Genomic DNA, 12,769 nt, shown 5'->3' with positions numbered 1-12,769 from the left:
GCTACGTTTCCTCATTGCTTTTTTCATTAGAAAACAGCGCATCTAAATTATTGATTTCTTGCTCAGTAATTTTTCGATAATAAACACCTGCACCTTTATGCTCAGGCTTTGTTGTCATACCACGTAGATATAAATAATAGACGCCACCAAAATGCTGATTAACATCATAATCTACTAAGGTTTGTTTCAAATAACGGTGTAATGCTAATGAGTAAATTAGGTATTGTAAGTCATAATAATTTTTCTCAACATTATCGAGCAATGCATCAAACTGATAATCTTGAAAGCTATCGCCTAAGTGACTAGATTTATAATCACACAGATAATATTTCCCTTGATATTCAAAGATCAAATCGATAAAACCATGCATCATGCCTGAGAGTTTTTTATAACTCGGCAACATGACTGGATATTTTAAGGTGTTGTTTAATGCACTACTTTTTCCGGAGTTAATCTCAGCGTCAGTACTACCACTTGAATCACGCTCAGCCCTATTTCGGTGATCGGTTAGCAAATTAGCTAAGGCGTTAGTGCCCTCGCCTCGCATAGGAAAATAAAATTCACTTTCACGTAGCGTTCTATTGATAGCGATATCGGCAAGACACCCGACTTCCTCATCATCGTTAGTGAGTTCACTATGATTGTTCGCGATGAAAGGAGCGCTAATCACTTGCTCTAACCACTGAATCAAATCATCCGAGGTAAATGACGTACTTTTATTGTTAGCGTTATTGGCATTTAGCTCACCATAGGCTAATAAAGGTTTTTCAAAACTCTCTTGCCAATCAGGTTCAGAAAAATCAGTTTGCTCCAAAATATCGTGTAATAAGTTACCCGTATTTGCACCTTTCGTTAATTTAAAGCAAATTTTCTCAGCACTATCATGTTCGGTATCAGTATGCTCTGCACTAGTGGTTAATGCCTCTAATTGCCTGTTCGCTATGTCAGCAGTATCTCTATCAGGATTAGAAACGCCTGCATGGCGAATATTGCGACTTAAAGCGGTAAATGAACTCAACCACCAATCTCGCTCTATTTTACCAACGAATTTACTGACCGCGGTATTGGCAAACGCTTGTGCTTTCTTGTTTGACGGACTTAGGCCTAGCGGATTTAGTGCGGCTTCATCATCCTTATCAATATTAATATTAATATCAAGAGCACAATCAAGCGATACCTCGCGAATACCAATAGCGTGCTCAGCACTTGCCTTAAGTGCTCTTAACGGTTTAATGATGCTCTCTTGCTCTTGAAACTGCAGTGTTTTACCTAAAGGTGATAAATGATACGCATCAAAGGCGCAACAGAGTACGTAACATCTTCGTTCGGCTCTGGTTATCGCAACATAAAGCAAACGAATACTTTCGGCATAAGCTTCATTACTCATAGCTTTTTTTGCTTCTTTTGAGCCATCAAGGCTTAAGCACAGCTCACCGTTTTTATCATGGTACTCTAAATAACTGACTGATTTATTGCCAAACTTAAGCGGATCTTTATGACGACAAGCAAAAGGAATAAAGACATAAGGATATTCAAGTCCTTTAGAACCATGTTGAGTAATTAAACGAATAAGATCGCCATCACTCTCCAAGCGTAGCTCGGCTTCAACGTCATTGGTTTCTAGATGACATTGCTGCTCAAACCAATGTAACAATTCTTGCCCTTGACTTAATCTAACACTCGCCGCTTGTAAAATTTCAAACAAATGCAGCACATTGGTCAAACAACGATCTTTATTATTTTGAGGTACATCAATCAGGTTATGCATCAAATTAATGGCCATGGTAATAAAACCTTGTCGTTGCCATTGCGTTCGATAATCGACAAAAGCAAACTTCAATGTTTGATAAGCCATTTCATCTTGCTGCAATCGATGTAGTTTTTTCGCATCAAAGCCTAACAAACCACAGGACAGCGCGGCGACAAACAATCGTTCATTTTCAGGTAACAATACCCCTTTAAGTAAGCCCAATAATTGCTTAGCTTGTTGAGAATGAAATAAATTGGCTCTATCTGATAAGAACACGCTATCAAGCCCTGCTTGTTGCAAGGCATGTTTGATATCTCGCGCCTCAGCGCCATCTCTGACAAGTATGGCGATGTCTTTCGGATTTATCTTATTTGAAGCCCCTTTTGAAGCCAACAAGGTAACGATTTCATTAGCACACCAGTTAGCCAACATAGGACGACTACCTTGACTCACTTTGTCACCTTGCGGGTTAGTATCATCGGATGTTTCATCATTTGTAAAATGAATAAATTGCAGTGCTTTATCACTGTCTAAGATAACTTGCTCATTTTGTGACGTTTGATCTTGGCTATCTGCTTCTTTCGCTTTTTTTCCCGCTAACACGGGTAAATAAGGAATACCAAAACCAAAGACACTCTCATTTTGTTGGCTCTGTGTTTTAGAAGCCAAAGTCTCTTCAACTAAAGATTCATTACGCTTGTATGTAAAGAACTGATTATAACCTTCAATCATTTGTGGCGTTGAACGCCAATTGGTATCCATCAACCAATGGTGATCACAGCCGCTACGCGCATTTAAATAGGCAAAGATATCACCACCACGAAATCCATAAATAGCCTGCTTTGGATCACCAATAAGGAATAAACCTGCATTAGCTTTTTTAGCATTATCGCCATAATAGATCGATTGTAATATTCCGAATTGCTTAGGGTCAGTATCTTGAAACTCATCTATTAAGGCTACTGGATATTGTGCGAGTAGCTGTTTAGCGAGTAAATGAGAGTTTTCTTCACTAAAATCACCATCAATTGCATTGTCATCGTTTGAACTGTCATCGCTTACAGTGCCAGAGTTAAGACAATTGGCTAAGGTATTAATAAGATCGTCAAAATCTAATAAATTAAGCGCTTTTTTCTGTTCAATGACTTGCTGTCGAATAATGTAAATACCAGATTTAACAATGCTATAGGCTTTCGCTTTGTTAATATTATTCGCTATTTTCTTAACTTGCTCTTTGACTTCTTTTACTGGTGCAAAAGCTTCGAGTAGCTCAGCTTTATAGGTCGATCTAGCATAACGTTTGCCATCAAAAAAACCATCCGGCATTTTCACCTTACCTTCACCAACATCAAGCAGTGATAACTCTTTGCTGATAATGCTCTCAAGCCAAGTATTTAATTGCATGAGTTCACTACGTCTTTTTTCTTGGTCTGCGCCCTTTTTAACCAGTATTAAAGCGTTTTCAAATAAATCACTGTTGGCAGTTAACGCTTGCGCTGCCAGACGTACTAAGGCAATAAATTCAGCTTCAATACTTTCAACATCAACAACCGATAAAGCGCTGGTATGACCTATAGCTTTACTAAAACTGGATAAAAAGCTATCTGGCGTCGCCCAAAAGCTTGCTAGTAGCATAAAGCTATCATGATCAGACTTGGCTAAACTGCGATACCAATCTTGGCAAACTTGCAGGGTAATTTCAGATGAATTAGCTGCCATATTGGCATTGAACGGTAAACCACTGGTAAACGCATATTGATTTAATACCCGCTGACAAAAACCATGGATAGTAAAAATAGCCGCTTCATCTAAAAACAGTAACGCGCGCTTTAATAAAAATTCTCGTTGAGTTTTTTCAATACGTTTATCAAGCGTGGCAAAGTAAGCGTCCTCTACACACAAAGTATCCCAGTCACTCAGGGCTAAACGAATAAAAGCATCAATGCGACCTCTTAATTCTTGGGTCGCATCTTTGGTAAAGGTCATCAATAATATTTGTTCAACCGTTAACTCGCGTTCAAGTAATAAACGTAAGTAGATACGGGTAATATTATAGGTTTTACCCGTACCAGCACTGGCCTCAATAAGATGTTTACCACTTAAGTCAATGGTAGCTGCATCAAGGTTTTTTAGTGTTACGTCTTCATGATTTTCTTTAGTAGAAGCTTGTTGAGACTCTGCAGTATCAAGTTGAGTCATTATTTAGCCTCCTTGCTAGCACTAGTAGATGGCTTAGCAGTAGCTTTTTTAGCTGCTGTTTTGGCTGATTTTTTAGTGACGACTTGATATAAATCCTGATAGATAAACTCGATATCAGCTTGGTGATTATGGTACTGCGGACACTCTGGCCAAAAATAGCTGAGGTAATCATCATCACTTAAGCCGCGCGTGCTCATATCACCTAACCATAAACCTTCAAAACGCGCTTGTGTCATTTCAACGATCTGACCACGTTTTTTAGTAAACACTTGGTCGGCCAACTCACCATTTAACAGTAAAACTTGTTGTTGCCCCTTGAAAAACATTTTAACAAGATTAATCAATTTTGATTTTGCATCAGCAATGTTTGCCACATTGAACTGCTCAACTTTCTGGGCTTTGGTATTAAAATATAAACCAATAGTTTCGCTAACATGCCGTAATTTTTGTTGATTCACATCAGTAATGTGAGTTTCATTGGCTATAGATTGATCTTGCCATACCTGAACGACAAGCTGTTGCAGGTACATAGTAAATTTATCTTTGGCTTTAGCGCTTGAGCTACGATAGTGCACTAAAAGGTTATTCTTAACCCCTAATTGTGTCTTTAAAGAAACGGTAACGTCGTCGATAGTAAGAGCCACATTACAGTCAATAAGTTCAGGATTCTCACAGTTAAGCTTACTAATTTCTTCGCTAAACTGTTGAACATCCTGTTGATAATCATTAAACAGATTAGTTGTTGTCGGTAAATCAGGAAACTTACCTGACAAGTGTGCACGGGTTATAACCTGTTCAAACTCATCTTTATTTGATGGGGAATCTACTGTTCCAGTTAATGCGGCACTGAGTAAGTCTTGTCGTAATAAGTAGCTTTGTAAGTGATTAACGCTAAAGGGTTCAACATCTTCAAGTAAGATGTTGTGATTCTCAAAATATAAATTAAGTTGCTGTTGGGCAAACATTTTTGCAGGATGCTGATAAAAACGTATTAACTGCTGGCTAGATAAACTCACCTCATCCGATTGCTCTTTTGTTACAGCAGAGCTTTCAATAGCGAGAGCGGAGCCTTCTCCTACGCTTTCGTCATTATCACTATCAACACTTTGGCCTAGCGCTAACCAGTTAGCATCGAAACTTGGCCAAGTTCCTCGATAGTTATTAGGACTAAAGGCTTGCATGGCTAGTTGATAGATAGCTGATTGATTGCCTTCGCTATTGGGATCATCATTGGTATCAGAACTGACCTGCTCTTCTGAAAACTGCCAACCATAACCTTGTGCTAGATATTCCATCAGTTCTTTTACGACTAACGACGGTTGTTTTTCATTGTTATTTTTGATATTTCGACCTTGATAGCTCAGATATAACGAGTCTCTCGCCGAGATAATTGCTTCAAGAAATAAGTACCTGTCGTCACCACGACGTGATCTATCGCCTAATTCAGCTTTAGATAACGACATAAGATCAAAACCTAAGGCTTGGCGTTGTCTAGGGAATTCACCATCATTCAAACCCAGAACCGCGATTACCTTAAACGGAATACTACGCATAGGTAACATAGAGCAAAAGGTTACTTGCCCCACCATAAACTGTTTACTGGCATCACCTTGACTGAAATGTTGGGTTAAATAATCAACCACAATTAACAGTGATATGTCATCTTCAAAATGGGCGTGGTGACAATGTTCAACCAGGCCTGCAATTGCTTGCTCAATTACCATCAGGCTATTTTCATTACTGACGTTGTCTGCATCGACTCGGCTAAACAAGTAGCTTAGTTGATCAAGTAAGAAACTTTGCCACTGTATCGCGGTGCGAGACCTTTGCAAATTTTCACTAAAGTAATGTAATTGTTCGATAAATAACATTAATTGACCGAGTAATATGCTGTCACTACCTTCAACATTGCTTAATAACAGTTGTTGTTGATAAATTTGTTCGCTGTCGGCATAAGCAAAACCACGGAGTAAACGTGACAAGCCTTGTTGCCAAGTAAACGAAGCGTTTGCTTGTTGCCCTAACAAGGATTGTTTGTGGGTTAAGTCTAAGCCCCAGTGCACCGTCGCTTGCTCAAGCCAAGCAGAAATTTTAGCTAAGTCTTCACCGTTAATAGAAAAGTTATGTGCCATGGCAGGTAAACGTAAAAAGGCTAACAATTGTGAGACACCAAATCGGCTATCCGGTAACGTTAGTAACTCAGTAAAAGCAGCGACTAGAGGGTCACTATCTTTGGCACTGCGATCAGCAATAGAGCAAGGCAGCGGCGGAACTTCACCCGCTATATCTTGCCAACCACGAGTAAAGACAGCGTTTACATAAGGGGCATATTGTTCTATTTGCGGGCACATAACCAAGATATCTTTAGGTGTTAAACTTTTGTCTTGATTAAATTGATGTAATAAATAGTCATGTAGTGCTTGGACTTCCCGTAAAGCGCTATGACAACTAGTGATAATAATTGAATCATCATGTTGTGATGCTTTAGGAGGAGCTGCCTCATCTTCGGTCTTATTTTCGTTACAACTTCTTGCATCAGTAAGAGAAAGAATATCGTTTTGAAGTTGATGTAAAACACTCTTTACTTCGCTATTATCAATTATTGGCTGGGCACTTTTAGCTTGCTCAAATAATTCAACATCAATGGTACTGTAATCTTGCAACATTGAGATAAATTCTCGCCCTTGCTGGCCCAAGTTTGCTAATAACGGATTACCGACAAAACTTTGCACATCGTCCACACCATCTGACCATTGTGATAACTTATTTAAGGCATATTTCTCAGTAACGACATCTCCCCAATAAGAGAAACACGGATTAAGATGAAAGAAATGTACTTCAACATGCTCACTTAGGGCATTAATAAAATTCAACCACATTGGTGCCATGGTATTAAGACCAAAAAAACTAATGCGCGGTGGAATAAGCTCTTTTTTATCTTGAATATTGTCAATCGCATCATTAAGTAATTCAACTGGATTATACGGTAATTGGGCAATTAATAATCGCCACAACTTGCCTTGCCATTTATGCTCACTGGCTGATAGTTTTTCTAAGCCTTTAAGTTCAAATTTACCTTGCTGCCAATTGTTTAACCACTGCGGCCTAAAAATTAAATACTGCTCATATAAATCGGCTAATTGTGTTGCTAATTGATAACGTTTTAGTTGTGCATGTTTGTCTTCATTATGCCCATCATTGTCATCTGTGGTAGACGCTTTTTCACCACGCCAATAGTGCGTAGCTTGACTAAAATCATCATCTTCTACGACAGAATCTAGTGCTAAAAGTGCATGTATACGCCAACAAAGTACCTCTCTTGAATAAGGTGACTGCTCAGGTACCTTATCATCACTAGCTAGCGATCTTATTAGCTTCCAGAGAAATTGAGCTGGTAACGCGTAACGCATATTCATACTAATACCGCGTTCTTGTGCAATGGCTAAGTTAAGCCAATGCTGCATACCTGCATTTTGTACCACAATGACTTCTTGATTAAATACACCTAGAGGGGAAAGCTGGGAAATTTTGTTGAGTAAGAGCAACAAGTTTTCCATTTTGTTGGCAGGATAAAGATGGATCAAGATAATGCCTTAATGGTTTGGTAAAAGGAGAACATTCCCTAAAAATAGGATTAATAAATGCGTTATACATCAATAGTTAAAGTAAGAACTAAAACTAGGGGCTGTTGATCTTTCAGGGTTAAATTTTGTTCGTGATAAAAGCGTTTTAGTCACGGCGAGTATTGTGTAGCCTAGTCATTCTAAGCAAATACTACTCAACAAAGAATAAAACGCTTTTAGCCGAATCCTTCGGACAGCGTTTGTTGGGCATTTTTACTGCGTTATCGCCTTTTTATGTGGAATAACCACATGACAAACGCTCTTCCTTGTATAAGTACCCAACAACTCGCTGCAAAAGTAACCTCGAAAGATCAACAGCCCCTAAGATAAATTTAACCATAAGGCTATAAAGAATACGAGTTAAATTAATCATATATCGAATAAAGTCCCTATTAATTTTTTAGTCAAAATTTACACTTTTTAACAAAGATACACATTGTTTCGACAGTTTGTCGACATTACACATACTGAAGTAAAGTCAGACTTTGGTTAAATTTATATTCATCGAATCAGCTCCTGAATTATCATTATGAATTTATATCAAGCAAGCTTTTTAAACGCTGTACGTCAGTTCCCTGATAATACTGCATTGTATACGGAAGAGAGTAGCGGCAAAGCCAATCGTTCATCGGCAAAAACATTTACCTATCAAAAGCTATTTGAAGTAAGCCAGCGCTGGGGAAACTACATTGCTCACTTTAATAAGGAACAGCGTCCTGTTGCCATTTATGGTGGTCGACAATGGCACATGTATGCTGGGATATTAGCAATTTTAAGCACAAATAACGCCTATGTTCCGCTTAATAATAAACAACCCGCTAATCGTATTAGCAAAGTATTATCACAAATAGATGGCCAAGTGCTTCTTGTTGCTGAAAATGAAGACCCTACTGAATTACTACAATTAACTGAACCTTCTTTAGTGGTAATTTACTTAGGCGCTGATAACGCCAAATGGTTATCAAATAACTGGCATCATCAGTGTTTTAGCATTGGAGATATTGATTTAGCCGTGACTACTACAAGTAGTTCTACTTCAACGCCAATACCATCATCTACATTAACAAGTAATACTCGTTCACTATCAGACCAATTGAACGACGCTGAATTGAAACTAAAAACAGCGAACCATTTTGCTTATATTTTATTTACCTCTGGCAGTACCGGAGTCCCTAAAGGTATTGCGGTTAGTCATAAAAACATTGTTAGTCATCTTGGTAGACTCGATGAATTATTACGATTAAAAGCGACCGACAAAGTGAGTCAATTTTTTGAATTGTCTTTTGATCTCTCTGTACATGACATGTTCAGTTGCTGGAGCAAAGGCGCTGCACTTTATGTTATTCCCAGCGAACGACTCATGTGTCCACTAGCGTTTATTAAACAGCATGAATTAACTGTTTTTTCCGGTGTTGCTTCCATTTTATCTTTCATGGATAGACTCAGTTTACTCAAACCACAACAACTGCCACATCTAAGAGTTAGTTGCTTTGGTGGTGAAAAATTATTAACTAACCAAGCACTTAAATGGCAACAATGTGCTCATAATAGCCGCGTAATAAATATTTATGGTCCAACTGAATGCACCATTACGGCTACTTATTATGAATTGAGCGATAATCAAACCATCAAATCAGCCTCAGTCCCCATTGGTAAAGCTTTACCTGGGTTATCCACGATATTAGTCACCGATAAACAAAAAATCACCTCAACAAATACCTTAGCCGAATTGTATCTAGCCGGCGATCAGCTTGTTGAAGGTTACTTCCAAGATGCAGAGAAAACACAACAAGCATTTATCACCTTAATTACCGACGTAGGAAAAACCCCGGTACGCTATTACCGAACGGGTGACATTGTCTATTACGACGAACAGCAAAACATCGTATTTCACGGCCGTAATGACCATCAATTTAAAACATCAGGACACAGGGTTGAAGCAGCAGAAATTGAAGACGCTATTGTTAATTTTTCAAACGACATAACTTGGTGCGTAGTTTCAGCACAAACTGAAATAGCGGGCAACACAAGAATCATGGCTTTTATCGAGACCGCTCAGGTTTCAAACCCTGCCCTGCACTCAGACGATATAAATCAGCAGAAGATTAGTGAGTTAAGAAAACATTGTTTACAGCATTTACCTGCTTATATGGTACCTGATGAATTTAATCTCTACCGCCATTTACCCCGTAATATCAGCGGAAAAGTAGATATCAACGCACTACTTAATAATGCAGTTCCAGCGACTTCCATTAACAAGACAAGCAATAAATTTACTCCTAAAGAGGCAACACCATGTTAATACAACAAAGTATTATTCATTTCATCGAAGAAAAGTCCCATTGCCCATTAACTGATTTAACCGATCATTTACTCGGCACGATAAAGTCATTTGATTTTATGATGTTAATACTTGAACTTGAACAAAAATTTAATTTGAAATTACCTTTTGAACAAGCGTTATCAGCCAACTTGAAACAAATAGATCAGTTCATTAGCTGGGTTGAACGTCATCATGACAGTTAACAATTCAGAAAAATTAGAGCCTAGTGTTATGGAAAGTGCGCCGCTAATGTCACTAAAACAAAAGTCTCTCAGTAAGTTGCTGAAATTACTGCTGGCTGCTTTAACCAAGCTAACAAGAACTCGGCGTAAAAAGCTGATCAAAAATATTGGTAAGACAATCTTATATTTTGCTAATAAAACACGATTGAGAGCGATAAAGAACATTACTAATGCAATGCCCGAACTTAGCATAAAAGAAGCAACCAATTTAGCTTTTGACGCTTATGGTAATTGTGCCTACGGTGTTGCTGAATCGTTTTGGCTTTCTGAGGTTGAACCTGACATTTTCTGTGACGAGGATACTTTACGTATTTTACAATCAGGTGAAGGTGCTTGTATCGCTACTATGCATTTGGGTTGTTATGAAGCAGTGCCATTAGCGGTAGCAAAATTTGCTAAAGAGTCTGTCACCTTAAGCAATATTCCGCGTTTCTTAGCAGACTCAATGGACTTTTATTCTGCCGTTAATATTACCGCTATCAATAAGAACTCAAGTAGTGCATTTAGTGAGCTATTAAAAAAATCAGGAAGTAACGCTTATCTCTCTTTGCATTGTGATCTTTATGCAAACCAAACAGACGTAACCTTCTTCGGCCAAGAAACCAAAGCGCCAGCAGGTATAGCGCTCTTGGCAAAGATGAGTAAAAAACCTTTGCTGTTAGCTTACGCAATTTATCAGGGGGACGGACAAGTACAAGTGTTTTTTGAAACCTTATACGTCAATCCAAACCTGACTGCTCAAACATCATCAAAGCAAGAAACTGAACCAACTGTTGACCAAATCATGTCAAAAATTTATCAACGGTTTGAACAAATAATCAAACAATATCCTAATCAATGGTATTGGTCATATAACCGTTGGAAAAACTAAGTACCATGACAAACAACAAAACTCTTATAGAAAATTCAAAACCCAGTGCTAACCTATACTCTCGGTTATTCTCTTATTATCGAGTATACAAAAAGCTTATTTTTATCGGCTTAGCTGGTCTTTGCCTGTTCAGTTTGGTTGATGCAGGTATGATTTATTTTGTCAAACCACTGATTGATCAGGGTTTAGGTAAAGCCGACAGCCACACCCTACAATTAGGCGCATTATTAGTTATAGGTATATTTTTACTGCGTGGTATAGCAAGTTTTACTTCAAGTTACGCTATTGCGTACATCAGCAGTAAAGTGACTTATCGTATTCGCCAACAAGCTTTTGACAAATTATTGTTTTTACCTCGAGAATACTTTGATCTAAACAGTCGTGGCAGCCTAATTTCAAAAATAATTTATGATACCGAGCAATTATCACAAGCCTTTTCAAGTGCAGTGGTTATTGCAATCAGAGAGTCGGTAATCATTCTAGTATTATTCTCTATGATGGTTTACAACAGTTGGCAATTAACGGCAATTTTTTTATTTATAGTCCCTATTATTGCGCTAATTATTAATAAGGTTTCAAAACGATTCAAAAATATTAGCCATAAACTGCAAAATAGTATGGGACAAGTGAGTAACAAAACAGAGCAAGCCATTTTGAATCAACAAGAAATTGTTTTACTCGATACTAGAACACAGATAAGCGCACAGTTTGAGAAGATAAATAACCATAATCGCCAGCAAAATATGAAACTTCAGGCGACAAGTGCCATTAGTAATCCTGTTATTCAGCTCATTGCTTCTTTCGCCATTGCTGCAGTGTTATTGCTTGCCAGTATCGATCAAGTATTAAATCAACTCACCCCTGGCAGTTTTACCTTAATATTAATTGCCATGGGCTCACTGCTAAAACCACTAAAACAGCTCAGTAATATTAATCAACAATTACAAAAAGGCTTAATAGCAGCTAACAGCTTATTTAGTTTTTTAGATCAACAAGAAGAACATGACACCGGCAAAAAACACTTATCAAAACAGTGCTTAAACATAAGCTTTAACAATTTATCTTTTACCTATCAGGGGAAAACACAGCCCGCACTCTCTAATTTTTCATTGAACATTAAAGCCGGTACGAGTATCGCCTTTGTTGGTGAATCTGGCAGCGGTAAAAGTACCTTAGCCCGTTTACTATTGCGTTTATATCAATCGCCAAAGCAAAGTATTTTAATTAATGATATTGCCATTGAAGACTATAGTTTAACCTCACTTAGAGCACAATTTGCCTTTGTTTCACAAGACATCGTTTTAATAGATGATACGCTAGCAAACAATATTTGCTTTGGTTGTCACCGCGATGTAACAGACACAGAAATTGAACAAGCAGCAATAAATGCTAATGTGATGGCTTTCGCTAAAGAGTTACCCTTAGGTTTGAATACAGAAATAGGAGAAAATGGTCGAAATTTATCTGGAGGACAAAGACAGCGCATAGCCATTGCCCGTGCTATTTTGCGCGATGCGAGAATTATCGTATTAGATGAAGCGACATCGGCCCTAGATAACCACAGTGAAAAACATATCCAACAGGCCTTAACGCGCTTAACTCAAAATAAAACAGTACTGATCATTGCCCATAAATTATCGAGCATTCAACATGTTGATGAAATCATCGTCATCAATAAAGGTCGATTGATAGAACAAGGAAATCATAAAACTTTACTGGCTAAAGCAGGTTATTATCAAGCGCTATATCACGGTCAATAAA

6 protein-coding genes and 1 pseudogene are annotated in these 12,769 nt (G+C 38.1%); 5 read left to right on the top strand and 2 right to left on the bottom strand.

The window, feature by feature from the left end; genetic code table 11:
- Position 1: 1 nt before the first annotated feature.
- A complete protein-coding gene (recB, locus tag ESZ36_RS20000) occupies positions 2-3,949 on the bottom strand; it encodes an exodeoxyribonuclease V subunit beta (RefSeq protein ID WP_146791134.1) in 3,948 nt (1,315 codons plus the stop codon).
- Positions 3,949-7,533, bottom strand: a complete 3,585-nt coding sequence (gene recC, locus ESZ36_RS19995; protein ID WP_146791131.1) for an exodeoxyribonuclease V subunit gamma — start codon at positions 7,531-7,533, stop codon at positions 3,949-3,951. The genes recB and recC overlap by 1 nt, the downstream gene beginning before the upstream one ends.
- A 161-nt stretch (positions 7,534-7,694) precedes the next feature.
- Between recC and ESZ36_RS23005 the strand changes: the two are divergent.
- From ESZ36_RS23005 to msbA, 5 genes and pseudogenes are all read left to right on the top strand, one after another.
- Positions 7,695-7,922 (top strand): annotated as a pseudogene (locus tag ESZ36_RS23005) (hypothetical protein).
- 179 nt (positions 7,923-8,101) lie between these two features.
- Positions 8,102-9,874 (top strand): AMP-binding protein, encoded by a 1,773-nt coding sequence (locus ESZ36_RS19985; RefSeq protein ID WP_146791129.1) that lies wholly within the window; start codon positions 8,102-8,104, stop codon positions 9,872-9,874.
- Positions 9,868-10,098, top strand: a complete 231-nt coding sequence (locus tag ESZ36_RS19980) for a hypothetical protein (protein ID WP_011043578.1) — start codon at positions 9,868-9,870, stop codon at positions 10,096-10,098. Before ESZ36_RS19985 ends, ESZ36_RS19980 begins: the two co-directional genes overlap by 7 nt.
- Entirely contained in the window at positions 10,088-11,008 is a 921-nt protein-coding gene (locus ESZ36_RS19975) for a lysophospholipid acyltransferase family protein (protein WP_146791127.1), read from the top strand. The genes ESZ36_RS19980 and ESZ36_RS19975 overlap by 11 nt, the downstream gene beginning before the upstream one ends.
- Before the next feature lie 5 nt (positions 11,009-11,013).
- The gene (msbA, locus tag ESZ36_RS19970; RefSeq protein WP_146791125.1) at positions 11,014-12,768 is read left to right on the top strand and encodes a lipid A export permease/ATP-binding protein MsbA; all 1,755 of its coding nucleotides are present in this window, start codon (positions 11,014-11,016) and stop codon (positions 12,766-12,768) included.
- The last annotated feature ends 1 nt before the right edge of the window (position 12,769 follow it).

Source organism: Colwellia demingiae (assembly GCF_007954275.1).
Lineage (GTDB): Bacteria > Pseudomonadota > Gammaproteobacteria > Enterobacterales > Alteromonadaceae > Colwellia > Colwellia demingiae.
This window is presented reverse-complemented; position numbering and strand designations above follow the sequence as displayed.